This window comes from Marinobacter sp. LV10MA510-1 (assembly GCF_002563885.1).
GTDB lineage: Bacteria > Pseudomonadota > Gammaproteobacteria > Pseudomonadales > Oleiphilaceae > Marinobacter.
Window position 1 is genome coordinate 3,915,665 of sequence record NZ_PDJA01000001.1, and the last position, 13,900, is coordinate 3,929,564.

General features: G+C 56.0%; 14 protein-coding genes. 6 read left to right on the top strand and 8 right to left on the bottom strand.

Going from position 1 to position 13,900, the window contains the following annotated elements:
- Positions 1 to 10: 10 nt before the first annotated feature.
- Together ATI45_RS18900 and ATI45_RS18905 are read right to left on the bottom strand one after the other, a co-directional pair.
- Complete coding sequence (locus ATI45_RS18900; protein ID WP_098421149.1) at positions 11 to 1,603, bottom strand: antiporter; 1,593 nt, start codon at positions 1,601 to 1,603, stop codon at positions 11 to 13.
- A 229-nt stretch (positions 1,604 to 1,832) separates the two neighbouring features.
- The gene (locus ATI45_RS18905) at positions 1,833 to 2,987 is read right to left on the bottom strand and encodes an NnrS family protein (RefSeq protein ID WP_098421150.1); all 1,155 of its coding nucleotides are present in this window, start codon (positions 2,985 to 2,987) and stop codon (positions 1,833 to 1,835) included.
- A gap of 163 nt (positions 2,988 to 3,150) precedes the next feature.
- On the opposite strand from ATI45_RS18905, the gene ATI45_RS18910 reads away from it, so the two are divergent.
- Entirely contained in the window at positions 3,151 to 4,113 is a 963-nt protein-coding gene (locus ATI45_RS18910) for a 2-hydroxyacid dehydrogenase (RefSeq protein ID WP_098421151.1), read from the top strand.
- A 40-nt stretch (positions 4,114 to 4,153) separates the two neighbouring features.
- Here ATI45_RS18910 and ATI45_RS18915 read toward each other — a convergent pair whose 3' ends face one another.
- On the bottom strand, positions 4,154 to 4,867 hold the full coding sequence (locus tag ATI45_RS18915; protein ID WP_098421152.1) for a Crp/Fnr family transcriptional regulator: 714 nt from the start codon (positions 4,865 to 4,867) through the stop codon (positions 4,154 to 4,156).
- A 229-nt stretch (positions 4,868 to 5,096) separates the two neighbouring features.
- Between ATI45_RS18915 and ATI45_RS18920 the strand changes: the two genes are divergently transcribed.
- The 3 genes from ATI45_RS18920 to ATI45_RS18930 all read left to right on the top strand — a co-directional run bounded on the left by ATI45_RS18920 (position 5,097) and on the right by ATI45_RS18930 (position 8,236).
- Positions 5,097 to 6,014 (top strand): AEC family transporter, encoded by a 918-nt coding sequence (locus ATI45_RS18920; RefSeq protein WP_098421153.1) that lies wholly within the window; start codon positions 5,097 to 5,099, stop codon positions 6,012 to 6,014.
- 139 nt (positions 6,015 to 6,153) lie between these two features.
- Positions 6,154 to 7,755: a BCCT family transporter gene (locus tag ATI45_RS18925; RefSeq protein ID WP_098421154.1), complete on the top strand. Its 1,602-nt coding sequence runs from the start codon at positions 6,154 to 6,156 to the stop codon at positions 7,753 to 7,755.
- Positions 7,745 to 8,236 (top strand): universal stress protein, encoded by a 492-nt coding sequence (locus tag ATI45_RS18930; protein ID WP_098421155.1) that lies wholly within the window; start codon positions 7,745 to 7,747, stop codon positions 8,234 to 8,236. Before ATI45_RS18925 ends, ATI45_RS18930 begins: the two co-directional genes overlap by 11 nt.
- A gap of 69 nt (positions 8,237 to 8,305) precedes the next feature.
- On the opposite strand, the gene ATI45_RS18935 is transcribed toward ATI45_RS18930, so the two are convergent.
- Positions 8,306 to 8,923, bottom strand: a complete 618-nt coding sequence (locus tag ATI45_RS18935) for an SCO family protein (protein WP_098421156.1) — start codon at positions 8,921 to 8,923, stop codon at positions 8,306 to 8,308.
- Positions 8,924 to 8,951: 28 nt separating this feature from the next.
- Positions 8,952 to 9,806, bottom strand: coding sequence for a cytochrome c oxidase assembly protein (locus ATI45_RS18940; RefSeq protein WP_098421157.1), 855 nt, complete (start codon positions 9,804 to 9,806; stop codon positions 8,952 to 8,954).
- Between the two features lie 207 nt (positions 9,807 to 10,013).
- Between ATI45_RS18940 and ATI45_RS18945 the strand changes: the two genes are divergently transcribed.
- Both ATI45_RS18945 and ATI45_RS18950 read left to right on the top strand, forming a co-directional pair.
- A complete protein-coding gene (locus ATI45_RS18945; RefSeq protein ID WP_098421158.1) occupies positions 10,014 to 10,802 on the top strand; it encodes a CbbQ/NirQ/NorQ/GpvN family protein in 789 nt (262 codons plus the stop codon).
- Positions 10,803 to 10,830: 28 nt separating this feature from the next.
- On the top strand, positions 10,831 to 11,142 hold the full coding sequence (locus ATI45_RS18950) for a hypothetical protein (RefSeq protein ID WP_228736015.1): 312 nt from the start codon (positions 10,831 to 10,833) through the stop codon (positions 11,140 to 11,142).
- Positions 11,143 to 11,208: 66 nt separating this feature from the next.
- On the opposite strand, the gene ATI45_RS18955 is transcribed toward ATI45_RS18950, so the two are convergent.
- Genes ATI45_RS18955 through ATI45_RS18965 form a run of 3 tightly spaced genes read right to left on the bottom strand, consistent with a single transcriptional unit; the run spans position 11,209 to position 13,870 of the window.
- Positions 11,209 to 11,448, bottom strand: coding sequence for a cytochrome C oxidase subunit IV family protein (locus ATI45_RS18955; protein WP_098421160.1), 240 nt, complete (start codon positions 11,446 to 11,448; stop codon positions 11,209 to 11,211).
- A gap of 12 nt (positions 11,449 to 11,460) precedes the next feature.
- Positions 11,461 to 12,045, bottom strand: coding sequence for a cytochrome c oxidase subunit 3 (locus tag ATI45_RS18960; RefSeq protein ID WP_098421161.1), 585 nt, complete (start codon positions 12,043 to 12,045; stop codon positions 11,461 to 11,463).
- Between the two features lies 1 nt (position 12,046).
- Positions 12,047 to 13,870, bottom strand: coding sequence for a nitric oxide reductase activation protein NorD (locus ATI45_RS18965; protein WP_098421162.1), 1,824 nt, complete (start codon positions 13,868 to 13,870; stop codon positions 12,047 to 12,049).
- Positions 13,871 to 13,900 lie beyond the last annotated feature (30 nt).

Sequence of the window (13,900 nt, forward strand, 5' to 3'; positions counted from 1 at the left end):
CGCTTTAAGATTAAGGATTCTTGATATAAGCATCCTTACGCAAGTAGAACCACCAGTTCACCACCAGGCACAGGGTATAGAACACCGCGAAGCCGTACATGGCGTACTCTGGGGTGCCCGCCTGAATCTGCTGGCCCAAAAGCTTGGGTGCAATAAAGGCGCCGTAGGCGGCAATCGCGCTGGTCCAGCCCAGTACCGGGCCTTTCTGCTGTTGGTCGAAAATGTAGCCGATGCTGCGGAAGGTAGAGCCGTTGCCGATGCCGCTGGCGGCGAAGATCACCACGAACAGAATCATGAAGATCGCGAACAGGCTGTTGGGGTCGGTGGAGTTGTAGGCCAGCATCATCACGTAACCGGTGGCTACAGAGGCGACCACCATAATCACCGAGATGATCTGGGTAACAATGGATCCACCCACTTTATCGGAAATCCAGCCGCCCACCGGGCGAATCAAAGCGCCTACCAGCGGGCCAATCCAGGCCCAGGTCAGCGCACTTGGCGCATTCGGATTTACAATGCGGGTAATGGTGCCGTCTGCGGCCACATCCATCATATTGCCGAAAATAACGCTGATGGACAGGGGCAGTGCAGCGGAAAAGCCGATAAAGGTACCGAAAGTCAGGATGTACAGAACGGTCATAGACCAGGTGTGTTTGTTACTGAAGATCGCAAACTGATTTTTGATGCTGGGCTTGATATCGCCGGGAATCAGTCGCAACAGAACAACGGTCAGCACGATGGTCAGCGGCAGCGCCAGCCACATGTTCAGCACACTCAGAGCCCATACGCCAACAATCGAGGTAGCGAGACCCACGCCATACAGGCCCAGAATCTTGCCAAAGGCAGACGCCGGCGTACCCGGGTTCGGAGTAACCACCTTCAAGTTGTTCATGCCGAACCAGCCCAGGAAGGCTAGCGGAATCAAAAACACCAGCCAGATAAAACCAGCGTTCTGAATCCAGGTATCTGTGCCCGCTTCAATACGGCCGATAATTGTGCCGCTTGGGTTTTGCAGTGCTAGCGGATCACCCGCCAGAGCGCCAAAAATGCCCACAGTCATCACCAGCGGGATCACCACCTGCATGGTGGTCACGCCAAAGTTGCCCAGCCCGGCGTTCATGCCCAGCCCGTAACCCTGTTTGCTTTTGGGGTAAAAGGTGCTGATGTTACTCATGGAACAGGCAAAGTTCCCACCACCAATACCGGACAGCAGCGCCAGTGCCTGAAACACGATGAAAGGCGTACCCGGGTCCATCAGCGCAAACCCTGTGCCAGCCGCCGGAATCATCAGCAGTGCGGTGGTCAGGAAAACGGTGTTACGGCCACCGGCAATCTTGATCATGAACGATGCCGGAATGCGCAGTGTCGCGCCGGCCAGGCCGGCGATGGCCGACAGAGTAAAGAGCTGGTCGATGGTAAAGGGGAATCCCAGGTTTTTCATCTGGGTGGTAATCATGCCCCACATCAGCCACACCGCAAAACCCATCAGCAAGCTGGGGATAGAGATCCACAGGTTGCGGGACGCAACGCTCTTGCCAGTCTGCTGCCAGAAGGTTTCGTTTTCGACATCCCAGTGTTCAATGTCGCCGTTGAGTTTGCCCATAATCGTGCTCCTTATGATACCCGGCCTGCCGACGCGCAAACGCGCTAGCAGACTACTTGGCACTATTGTGCAGAGAGCGGTGGGTAGTCAGACTTGAGAAAAATCAAGGATTAGGAGCGGTATTCCGAGAGGTGTTTCCAAAAGACTTTTCAAGCCTGTTGGTGATCATTTTTGTTAATATAAATCATAGGCTTGAAAGAGTAATACCTAGCGTTAGGTAGTTACTGGGTCAGGCTGACGCAGTAGAGGTAGCCACTCGTTGCCGGGCCATTTTGCCCAGTCGCAGAAGTTCAACAGTCATCAGCAGCCATACTCCGGCCCACAAAGCCGCCGACCACCAGAGTATCTGTGGATGACTGAAGGGTTCGGTACCGGCCACAAAACGCAGTAAGGTGGCTGCGGCGATAGCAACAGCCAGTGGCACTGTGCGGTTCGCTGGCGGCAGTTGGCGACAGGCGCGCTGCCAGGCCAGCTTCAGCATTACGCTGCCGGCCAGTGTGCCCAGCGCGCCAATGGTAATCAGGTGCAGGCTGGCGCTCATCTGGCGCCCGCTCACTAGCGCAATACCGGAGAGCAGGCCGCCGACCACCAACCAGCTGTAACCCGCTGCGAACACCATCAGATCGGGCCGTTCCAGGCAGCGCCAGAGCTTCCAGCGCGCAAGCCTAACAGTGGTGATCAGGGCCGCTGCAACCAGCAGGGCTCCGGCCGCGTGCCGCAGCGGAGGTATCAGGGAAAAGGGCAGGGCTGCGGCCAACAGAATAATTAACGTACCTTCCACCCGCGGTTGCAGGCGAGCACTCAAGGCAACGCCTTTTTTATCCAGTGTGTTGGCCACCGAAGGCGCCAATATGCGCCCGCCCATAAACGTCATCAGCAATAAAAGGCCAATAATGGCTGCGTGCATGATGCGAAATGGGTCGACCTCCGCTATTTCACTTTGCCAGATAGCGGTGCGGCTCAGGCCGAACGCAACCGCCATGATTGCCAGAGTGCCGATAAGTGGCCCGACCATTTTGTTGCGCCATTTTTTGGCGGCACGAAACCGCGGCAGCACCACCGCAGCCAAAGCCAGGGCAAACGCCGGGCTGAGAGCATTGGCTAACAGAGTGCCGGGCATAAACCACCAGCTGATTCTTGCTGCCAGCCACAAGGCAAATAACAGATACAGGCGCTCCGGCGATTGCGGCCCCAAGGTGTAGCCGGCAATCAATGCCAGAGCAAAGCCAAAAATCATTTCGTGGCCATGGCCGGTATTCAGCAGTCCCGCAGGCCAGCCACCACCGCCCAGCACCGCCCATACCAACAGTGGCACTGCGGCGGCGGCCAGAAGCGCTGCGGCGGGAAAAAACAGCCAGAAAGCCTGGGGGCGACGGGTTGGCATTAAAGCATCCACAAAGTATTTTGGAACAGGTGCTAAGGTTACTAAAATTGAGCCGCTGTAGTCGATGTATCCGTCAGGCTACCAGTCAGTAGAAAAGGCGCAACGTTATAGCGCTAATTCCCGCGGCTGATTATTTACGTTCTAACTTATCAGGTGTTCAACCATGTCTGCATTTAACGCCGTTTTTCTTGATGCCACGTCTCTGAACCAGAACGATCTTGACCTGGACCCGTTGCGCAATGTGTTCTCAAAACTTGACTGTTACGAGCACACCTCTTCCGCCGAGATCCTTCCCCGCCTGCAAGGCGCCCAAGTCGCGATCGTGAATAAGGTGGTTCTCAGTGCCGATGTGCTGAAGGCTTGCCCGGATCTGAAACTGATTCTGGTGTCGGCTACGGGTTTGAATAATGTGGATTTGCAAGCCGCAGAAGAAGCCGGCGTTACGGTGTGTAATTGTCAGGGCTATGGCACCGCCACCGTTGCTCAGCACACCCTGATGTTGCTGCTGGCAATGGCGACACGCCTGCCGGACTATCAGAGCGCGGTTCGAGAGGGGCGTTGGCAAACGTCTACCCATTTCTGCTTTCTGGATTTTCCGATTGTGGAGCTGGATGGAAAAACCCTGGGTGTTCTGGGCAGCGGTGAGATTGGTAGCGCGGTCGCGCGCCTGGGCGAAGCTTTGGGTATGCGGGTGATTGCCGCCAATCTACCGGGCCGTCCGCCAAAAGCAGGACGGGTAAGCCTGGACGAGTTACTGCAGCAGGCCGATGCTATTACGCTGCATTGCCCGTTGAATGAAAACACCCGGCATATGATCGGGGAGGCAGAGTTGGCGAAGATGAAGTCCCACGCATTCATTGTGAACACCGCCCGCGGCGGTTTGATTGACGAGCAGGCATTGGCGGCCGCACTGCGCCGGGGCCACCTGGGTGGCGCGGCAACGGACGTGCTGACTCAAGAGCCCCCGGTGGATGGCAACGTGTTATTGGCGCAGGATATTCCACGGCTGATTGTGACACCGCACACTGCCTGGGGTAGCCAGGAGGCGCGGCAGCGGATAGTGGCTCAGGTAGCAGAAAACGCGGAAGCGTTTCGATCCGGCAAGCCTGTGCGGCGGGTGGCCTGAGGCTCTGCGGACCATTGCAGAGCCAGCTTTGTCATTTCAGTTAACCATGTATATGGCGGCCTGACGCCGCGCTTTTCAGGCGCGAAAATGTCGCGGGCACAACCCCGAGCCAGGCAGCTAACTGGTTGTCTGGCACCCGTTTTGTAAGTTCTGGGTACTCTTCCTGCATCAGCGCATAGCGCTCGCTTGCGGGCATGGTGTGTTTTCGAAACTCGCGCATACTGGCTAATTCGGCCAGTTCCTCTGTCAGCGCCAGCGCAAATTTGGGCCATTGGCCCTCACCGTGGCTCTGCACTTCCGAGCGGAATGCGGCGAAATCTGCCACCCACGCGGTGACCGGCATGCTGCTGTTCAGGCATAAGGTATTCCGTATGGTACGGCTGCGACCGAACACCGGCCAAATAATATCGCCTTCCGAAAAAAAGTGATGAATGGCTACTTTACCGCTCGCGGTTTCGCGAAACATTCGCACTACGCCGTGCTGAATCAGGTACACATTGGCCCAAGGGCGGTCGTGTTTTTCCATAACCGTTTCAGCATCTATTTTGCGTACGCTGAATAAGCGTGCCAAATCGCTCAAAAGCAGGCTTTCTGGCGCCGTCTTGTCGTCACTCAGGCGGATACCAAAAACCCGGCTCAAGCTGTTAAGCAAAATCGTTTCGGGGGGCGTGTGCGGCAGCTTAACCATATCCGGATGTTGCTCCGACAACAGACAAGGCGATGAGGACACATCAGGCCGAAAAATACTGTTCATGGCGTTGCCTCCTCCTCATTAATGCAATGACTCAAATAGCCTAACAGAAAACGTGTACTCGAGATGGCTCTGATCATTAACGCATCGCTGATGCCATTTTGCTATAAATGATCATGTCTTAAATACGCAAAAATCCGCTAATAGTTCAGCTCTGCACTGCTTTTCGAAGCTGTTTTGGGGTGAGTGCGGTGCTAGACTTGCGCGCTTCACGAATCGGGATGGAGTCTTCATGGCAGCGGCGCTGGCGCTTTTCTTCAAATTGACACCGCTCTACGTCACCGTGGTGCTGGGTTGGGTGGCCGGGCGCTATTTGCAGGCCAGTGGCCGTCACATTGCCGGCATCATGTTGTATATCGTAACGCCGTCTATCATGTTTTCCGGCGTGATGGCGGCACCCTTGTCCCCTGAAATCATTTTGCTGCCGTTTCTGGTGTTCGGTTTTTGTTGTTTTCTGGGCATTACCCACCAGGCATTGGCCCGGCGCTGGATTGGCGACAGTAGCGCTGCGCTTATGCCCCTGTGCGTGGGCAGCCCGAATGGCGGGTATTTTGGCGTACCGGTGGCGCTGCTGCTATTCGGCGAAGAAGGGCTGGCAATTTATATTGTGTGCGTGCTGGGCACGTCGCTTTACGAAAGCTCGGTGGGTTTTTATCTGGCGGCCCGGGGCCGTTACAGCGTGTCTGATGCGCTTAAACGGGTGGCACGGTTGCCGTCTGTGTATGCGTTTGCGCTGGCGGTAATGCTGAATCTTTCGGGCGCTGATATCCCGCAGGTTTTCGAGCCGCTGTTTGATAATTTGCGCGGCACCTACAGTATTCTGGGCATGATGATTATTGGCATGAGCATATCCAGCTTTCGCGGGCTGGCGGGCGACCTGCGGTTCACGGCGCTGGCGTTTTTCGGAAAGTTTGTATCCTGGCCATTACTGGCCAGTGCCTTCTGGTGGCTGGACGCGACCCATATGGGCATCTATTCAGAAGCCGTGCATAAGGCCATTTTCCTGATTTCCATTACCCCGATTGCGGCCAATACGGTGGTGATTGCCACCATGCTGGAAACATCGGTAAAACAGGCCGCCGGTACAGTGCTGTTGTCTACGGTAGTGGCGTTGGTGACCATTCCGATCATGGTGGCGATAGCGTTTTAGGTGCTGCGTCTACGTTTCCGTTATGCCGTCACCGTTGCCATGGATGTCAACCTCGTTTGGACGGTGCCGGAGCTTTTCACCTGCTAGTCTATGGTAGGGTAACTAGCAAAGCTTTGCACACGACATAAGGAGAAATATCGTGCTTAACCGGCTACAGCGTCTGTTGGGATTACAGACCATTCCGGGGGTGTTCTTTACCTCGGCAGGTATTGCCGTGTTGTTTGTGGCTTTGGCTATTCCTTTTGACGAGGCGGTAGCCGGTTTCTTTGGCGGCCTGACGGCCTGGGTTGCACGTAATCTGGGTTGGTTTTACATCGCCACCGTCAGTTTTTTGCTGGTGTTTCTGCTGGGTCTGGCGTTTAGCCGATTCGGCTCGATTCGGCTGGGTGCAGACGACTCGCGGCCGGATTACTCCAACCTGACCTGGTTTACCATGCTGTTTGCCGCCGGTATTGGCACCATTTTAATGTTCTGGGGCGTGGCTGAGCCGGTGTCGCACTTTGCCAACCCGCCCTTTTCAGATGTACTCCCCGGCAGTGAGCGTGCCGCCCGCGATGCGATGACCATATCGTTGTACCACTTCGGGCTTCACACCTGGACGATCTTCGCCATGCCCGGTCTCGCCATCGCTTATTTTGCTTACCGCCACCACTTACCCATGCGTATCAGCAGTCTGTTCTATCCGGTTCTAGGCGACCGGATCAACGGGCCTTTGGGCTGGGCGGTAGATGTGATTGCGGTGCTGGGCACTTTGTTCGGGGTAGCAACATCGCTAGGCCTGGGCACCTTGCAGTTGAACAGCGGTTTGAATTATTTGCTGGGCGTGCCGGTATCCGGTTCTGTGCAGGTGATGCTGATTGCGGTTATTGCCAGTATTGCCGCGGTGTCGGTGGCACTGGGGCTGGATAAGGGCGTACGCCGCCTGTCGCAGCTGAACATCATACTGGCGGGGATTCTGGTCGCGTTTGTGGTGCTAGTCGGCCCAACCGTGTTTATAGCCGAAGGCATGGTGCAAGGGATAGGTGACTATTTAGACGCTTTGCCATGGCTGGCGTTCTGGACCCAAACCTTCAGTGAAACCGACTGGCAGCGCAAGTGGACTCTGTTTTACTGGGCCTGGACAATTTCCTGGGCGCCCTATGTGGGCATCTTTATTGCGCGAATTTCCCGCGGCCGCACCATCCGCGAATTCATTGCGGGCGTGTTGTTTGCGCCTACGGTGTTCACCTTGGTGTGGTTTGGAGTATTTGGTTTGTCGGCCATCCACGTAGAGATGAACGGCCAGGTCGCGTTGGCTGCGCAGGTTGAACAAAACCCTGCCGTGGCTATTTTTGCCTTTTTGCAGGCGCTGCCCCTTGCGCAGTTTTCATCATCGCTGAGCATCATCATTATCGTGATTTTCTTCACCACCTCGTCGGATTCCGCGTCGCTGGTGATTGATATGCTGACCCGCCGTGACGATCAGCCATCGCTGATACGCCAGCGCATATTCTGGGCTGCCGCCCAGGGCGTGGTGGCGGCAAGTCTGTTACTGGCAGGGGGGCTGGATGCCTTGCAGAATGTAATTACGGCGTTGGGATTGCCGTTCTGTATTTTGCTGATTTTTATGGCGGTGTCTCTGTTCAAAGCGTTGCGAGCAGACAGCCGCGGTTATTCGGTTGATGAATTAGTTCAAGGCCGTGCCTACGACACAGTGTCATCTACCAAAGACGTTAAACAGGAGCATCACGATGTTTCATAAAATATTGTTGGCAATTGACACCGAAGACGACGACGAAGCCAAACGCACTCTGGCTGAAGGCGTTCGCTTGCTGTCTGAGGGCGGCGAGCTGCACCTGGCCAGCGTGTTCAGCCCGGGCGGGTCAGGCTTCTTTCCCCACGTGAGTGACGATACACCGGAAGACCGCGAGAAGGTGGTGCGGGACAAGCTGAACCTGCTGGCGCGTAAATATCTGCCGATGAACCAGGCAGCACACTTACATGTGATGTGCGGCACACCGTCGGAAAAGCTGGTGGCATTGGCGGCACAGGCGGAAGTCGATATGTTGCTGCTGGTGTCCCGCGGTCCGGGTGGGCTTTGGCCCCTGCGCCGGGCAACGGTGGAATACATTACCGTGAATGCGCCCTGCGCAGTGCTGGTCATGCCGTTTGTAGCTGTGGCGGAAAGCGCTGGGGCCAGCAGTAACCCGTCTAACAATGAGGAGGCTGAAGAAAACCGCTGAGTCTCTGTTTTAGGCCCGGTTTCAGGCCTAGTTTCAGGACCGGTTTCAGGGTTGGTTTTAAGAGCCGCTTCAGGACCGGTGCTCCTGGGCCAGCGCGCTGATGTCATCACGAATCTGCGCCACGGTCAGGTCGGGCCTTAGCAACAGTCGCGCCTTACCACGAGTATCGAACACATACACACCGGCGCTGTGAGACACATTATAGTTGTTGTTCTCATCCGGCTCGTCGTAACCGAAGGTGGTGCGATAGCGCTTCACCAGCTGCCGTAGTTGGGACTCGCTGCCGGTCACGCCGGCAATCCGGTCACCGTAGAAGCGGGTGTAGGCGGCAATCTGTTCGGGTGTGTCACGATTCGGGTCTACGCTGACAAACATAATGGTTACCCGTTCACGTTCGTTTTCTGGCAGCTTGCCTACGGCTTGGGACAGCCGTGCCAGCGTGGTGGGGCAAATGTCCGGGCAATGGGTGAAACCAAAAAACACCAACCGCACCTGGCCCTCGGAATCGCTGGCGTTGACCGCTTCGCCCTCGGTGTTTATGAGCTCGAACTCTAAAGGCGGCATCAAATTGCTGATGTCTTTGCCGTGCCATTCGCTGACGCTCTGATTGCAGCCCGCCAGCGCAAAGGCAGCCAGCAATAGCGCCATTAGACCGGCGATTCTTTTGCCTGAAACGAAAGTCGGCATAACGGTGTGCTCCTCTCAGGTGTTTCTCTCAGGTGTTCATGTGCCCTGACGGTTGGGCCAGCGCTGCGGCCTGTTTTGGGTAACGGCCATCTTCGTACATGGCCCGGCGTAAAATAATCAGAATGCCCAGCACGCTCATCATCGCCGGCGGAATCCAGGTCAGCAGGCCGCCAAGCAGTTGGTCAGTCTCTGGTGCCAGCGGCCAGGCGCGCCCGCACACCTCGTAAACGTCGTACACCATGCCCCGGGAAAACACGATCCAGGCGCCTAGCAGCATTTGCGGAACCGCAACTACCGCAAGCAAAAGCATTCGTTTGCCGTAGCCCAGAGCGTTGGTCAGGTAAGGGGAGCGGGGGTCGAATATCAGCCACCAGAACAGCAGGCCGTCGAGCAACATGCTCCAGTTCATTACCCAGTAAAGCTGGCGGCTAAGCATTGCGTCGAAGTGGATTCCGGGCGACAGCCAGAAATAAACCAGGCCCACGAACAACACCGGCGCTACTACCGGATTTTGCAAAACCCGGTAACTGATCCGCACGGGTTCCAGCCACGGCAGTGCAGCTTGGGGAATTTTACGGCCCCAGAAACGCATCACCGGTAACGGGTTAGACAACGCGATCAAAAACGGGCCCAGATGATGCAGTATCAGGTGCTGGCCCCGGTGAACAAAAAACATGTACTGGGAATAGTAATCGAAAGCGGTTTGCATCACTGCGTAGCACATCACCACGCCCAGCACGAACGTAATAATGCGCCCGGGGCCGGGGCGTTCGCCATCGGGCATGCGTATCAGCGCCACGCCATAAAACATCAATACCAGCATATAGCTGGCAATGGTCAAAGGTGAAAAATCGTAGGGCAGCAGGGCATTAACGCCGTTCATAGGTGCTACTCGGGATTGCTCTGTTGCAAGCGTTGGCACGGATTTGTTGTTCTACTTAGTAGAGTGTTGACCGCCCTTGCCTTTATTTCAAGTACAGGGCCTACCTAACCGGAGGTATTACCAAAAAAAGGTTGTGAAGAGCAGGCTTTTAAACCAATATTCAATATGAATTTTATAGATTGCACCAGCCGCAAAGGATCTCTGCAGATGACGTTTTACCACCCTGTAGGTAATGAAGTTGAACTTTTCCATGCCGCCGCGAATAACGGCCTGCCAGTTCTGATCAAGGGCCCCACAGGCTGTGGCAAAACCCGCTTTGTTCGTTACATGGCCGAACAACTGAACCGGCCGATTTATACCGTCGCCTGCCACGACGACCTGACGGCCGCGGACCTGGTTGGGCGGCATCTGATCGGCCCGCAAGGCACCTACTGGCAAGACGGGCCCTTGACCCGCGCGGTTCGTGAAGGCGGCATTTGTTACCTGGATGAAGTGGTAGAAGCGCGCAAAGACACCACGGTTGTACTGCATCCGCTGGCGGATGACCGCCGCGAGCTGCCGATTGAGCGCACCGGTGAGCTGCTGGCGGCGGCACCGGGCTTTATGCTGGTGGTTTCCTATAACCCGGGTTATCAAAGCCTGCTGAAAGGCATGAAACCAAGCACCCGCCAACGATTTGTATCGCTGCGGTTTGATTACCCTTCGGAGGAGATAGAACAAGCCATCGTGATGGAAGAATCCGGTTGCGACCGCGACCTTGCAAAGCAACTGGTTAGCCTGGCGACAGCGCTGCGCAACCTGAAAGACCACGACCTGGAAGAAGCCGCATCCACGCGGTTGCTTATTCACACAGCTCTGCTGATACGGGCAGGTTTGCCAACAGCGGTCGCCTGCCGCGCGGGCATGATCGAGCCGCTTTCAGACGACGAAGCAACAGTCAGTTCATTGATGGAGGTGGTATATGCAGTATTCGGGCGCCCAGACGAAACCCGCTAGCGGAGCGGTTGTACCGGTTATATGGTACTTGCTGAATTTATTGGCAATGCCGGTTATCGGATTTGTGATCTTGCTCTGGATGTATGTCGGAAGTTCCGGGGTTAACGAACTGCGCCGTGCTCACACGCGAGCGGCTCTTTATATGTCACTGATTGGTTTTATTTTGATCAGCTCGGGCGTTGCTATCGGCTGGATGTTCTTCGCCGATGTAGGGCATTTCGGGACCTTTGCTTTGGTGTGGGCCATCGCCTTGCATACTGGCTTTGTGCTCTGGGGAATGATTTCATTGGCGCAAGCCATGTCTGATAAAAGACCTTTATTTCCCGCGAAGTGGCTCTAGCCTATTAGCTTGCCGAATTTTGAGAGATGTCCGCCCCCAGTAATCGGTTTCGGGGGCTGCTTATATTCACGTAATCGCATGAAATCCCGCAACCGCAACAATTACCACCGGCGCCCATAGTTGAGCCGCCAACCGCCACCCACGGGGTGCATTCTTCATCTCCATGAAGTGATCCACCAGCAGCAAGGATTTCACGATCACCATCCCGAAAACCAGCCAGGCCAGAAATTCAGGGCCTATACCTGCCTTAAGTGCAATGACCGGTAAAGCCGTGCAAATCATCAGAGCAAAATAAACCGTCAGCATTGTTAACCCTCCCTAGGCCATTACGTAAAACACCGGAAATATAACCAGCCATACCAGATCCACCATGTGCCAATAAGAGGCACCAGATTCCATGCCGTTCATGTCAGAGCCATCGTCGTCTCCGTTGCCTATTTTTACGGCAAGCACAATCAAAACAATCTGCCCCAGTATCACGTGCATAAAGTGGAAAAAGGTCAGGAAGAAATAAAACATGAAGAAGGTATCTGTGCCCAGATTATAGCCCTGGCTGTACAGATCCACGTATTCATAAAGTTTGCCAACCGTGTAAATGCAGGAGACCGCAACCGCCAGCCACAGGCGCCACTGCACGCCGGAGAGCTTTTCACGAAACTGGTGAACGGCAGTCGCGACCAGATAGCTGGAGGTGATCAGTGCAGCGGTATTCAGCAGCCCGATCCAGGGGTGCAGAAGATCGCGGCCGGCGTGGAAGGTGGCTGGGTCGAGGCTGCGCGCCACGGCGAAACCGATGAGCATGATTCCGAATACCGCCAGCTCGGCGAAAATGAATAGCCATACGGCGATATCGCCGGGAAGCTGATGGCAATCGGGCTCTGGCTCACCAATCAGACCTGTCATATCACTGTGTCAGGTTCAGGTAGAGCTTGGGCAGCTGCAAGGGCAGTTGTGCCGGGTCGCGGATTACCACGTAATTGTTGCTGCCGAACACATAGGGCAGGTACTCGCTGGCATCGTCATCAATGGTGACGCAAAACGGCGTCAAGCCAGCTTTGATGGCTTCCTGTACCGCCATTCGTGTGTCTTCAACACCGTAGCGGCCTTCATAGATATCCAGATCATTGGGTTTGCCATCGGTCAGCAGCAGCAGAACCTTTTGTTGTTCGTGGCGGGCCTCCAGCAATTTGGTGGCTTGGCGAATGGCGGCGCCCATGCGGGTATAAAAACCCGGTTCCAGCGCCTGAATCCGGCCCCGAATGGTGCTGGTATAAGCTTCATCAAAACCCTTCAGGTGATGGAAGCGCACGTGGTCACGCCGTCGTGATGAAAATGCAAACAGGGCGAAGGGATCGCGGCTGGCCTGTAGGGCTTCGCTGAGCAGTTGCAGACCGTCCCGGGCAATGTCGATGACCCGTTGATGGTTGTTTATATAGGTCTCGGTTGACAGCGACACATCCGCCAGCACCAGGCAGGCGAGATCGCGCTGGCTTTGTTGGCAGCGGCGAAACAGCTTCTGATCGATCGCGCCCTGGCCGCGCCGGTTTTGAACCTCCCGTTCCAGGCAGGCGTCCAGGTCCAGCTCGTCTCCGTCCAGCTGCCTTTTTTGCCACTGTTTGAGGGGCTTTAGCGCGCTGAACTGGCGCTGAAGAAGTTTGGCGGACCGCCGCAACTCTTCCGGAAGCTCCGCAGGCTTAACGTCTTTTGCCAGCATAGGCTGCACGCAGCAGAAGGCTTCCCGATAGCTCTGGCTGCGCCAGTCCCACTCCGGTAAATGAATACCCGGGCCAAGGCGCAGGTCGTCGTGTTCTTCCGAGGGCAGATCCAGGTCAAACTTGATAGACGACGACGTCTCCTTGCGGTCATTGGACACAGAGATCATGTCCATGTCGTCTGCAACGGCCTCGGCGTCTTCCTCTTTGGTGTCGTCACCCGCTCGGTCAACCGGAATGAAGTCGGTCCAGGAAAACAGACTTTCCAGGCGGAAAATCATCAGCCCCTGATCGCGGTCGAAGGCTTCCACGCGCTCTGCCTGGCGGCGCTTGTTCTTCTTGGTCAGCCCTCCGGGGCTGGATTGAGTGTCTTCATCGCCGGTTACCGGTCCGTTAGCTTTTCCTTGTTCCAGCGCCGGGTATAACCAAAGAATGACCGGCCAGGGATCCGTTCCAGCAGCGGGCAGGGCAGGAACACTGCCCGGATGGATAAGCGCCTGGCGGATCGCCTGTTCACGGATGGCTTCCTCGGCCGAGAGGCCTTCTGGATCCGGGCGCCAGCGCAGAACCTGTTTCACCAGGCGCTGGTAAACACTTTCCAGCCCCGGCCAACGCGCAATCACATCCTGAACCAGCGCCTGATTGCCGGTAAACCAGTCACTATCAGCCGGAGCCGGGTTAGCTGCGAGTGCGGCCAGCCATATATAGAGTTCGCGGTTCAGGCGTTTGGACGGGAATTTAGCCACTTTTTCCGGCAGGCGCAGATTTTGTTCATCCCGCCAGGCCAGCTCAAATTTACGGTGTGTTCCGGCAATTTTGTGCAAAAACCGTCGGCGCAGTCGAAAGTGCCTGGGTTCTGCCGTCACCAGGCTGAGCGCCGGATCGCCGCCGAAGGCGCGGAACACAATGCCGAGGCTGCGGGCTTCGTCTTTTAGATAAACGGCGTGCTCGGGGAATTCCCCCAGAGCCTGGCGGGTAATGTATTCGTGCCACTTGTAGCCGACCCATTCTTCCATTTCAGGCTCCTTTTTACCTAAGATACATCG

What these genes read in the sequence shown, in the direction of transcription:
- ATI45_RS18920 (WP_098421153.1), top strand. Translation starts at nt 5,097, where the DNA reads ATGGCAGCGGCGCTGGCGCTTTTCTTCAAATTGACACCGCTCTACGTC.
- ATI45_RS18955 (WP_098421160.1), bottom strand. Translation starts at nt 11,448, where the DNA reads ATGCTGACGGTTTATTTTGCTCTGATGATTTGCACGGCTTTACCGGTC.
- ATI45_RS18910 (WP_098421151.1), top strand. Translation starts at nt 3,151, where the DNA reads ATGTCTGCATTTAACGCCGTTTTTCTTGATGCCACGTCTCTGAACCAG.
- ATI45_RS18900 (WP_098421149.1), bottom strand. Translation starts at nt 1,603, where the DNA reads ATGGGCAAACTCAACGGCGACATTGAACACTGGGATGTCGAAAACGAA.
- ATI45_RS18940 (WP_098421157.1), bottom strand. Translation starts at nt 9,806, where the DNA reads ATGAACGGCGTTAATGCCCTGCTGCCCTACGATTTTTCACCTTTGACC.
- ATI45_RS18960 (WP_098421161.1), bottom strand. Translation starts at nt 12,045, where the DNA reads ATGACAGGTCTGATTGGTGAGCCAGAGCCCGATTGCCATCAGCTTCCC.
- ATI45_RS18930 (WP_098421155.1), top strand. Translation starts at nt 7,745, where the DNA reads ATGTTTCATAAAATATTGTTGGCAATTGACACCGAAGACGACGACGAA.
- ATI45_RS18905 (WP_098421150.1), bottom strand. Translation starts at nt 2,987, where the DNA reads ATGCCAACCCGTCGCCCCCAGGCTTTCTGGCTGTTTTTTCCCGCCGCA.
- ATI45_RS18915 (WP_098421152.1), bottom strand. Translation starts at nt 4,867, where the DNA reads ATGAACAGTATTTTTCGGCCTGATGTGTCCTCATCGCCTTGTCTGTTG.
- ATI45_RS18945 (WP_098421158.1), top strand. Translation starts at nt 10,014, where the DNA reads ATGACGTTTTACCACCCTGTAGGTAATGAAGTTGAACTTTTCCATGCC.
- ATI45_RS18965 (WP_098421162.1), bottom strand. Translation starts at nt 13,870, where the DNA reads ATGGAAGAATGGGTCGGCTACAAGTGGCACGAATACATTACCCGCCAG.
- ATI45_RS18935 (WP_098421156.1), bottom strand. Translation starts at nt 8,923, where the DNA reads ATGCCGACTTTCGTTTCAGGCAAAAGAATCGCCGGTCTAATGGCGCTA.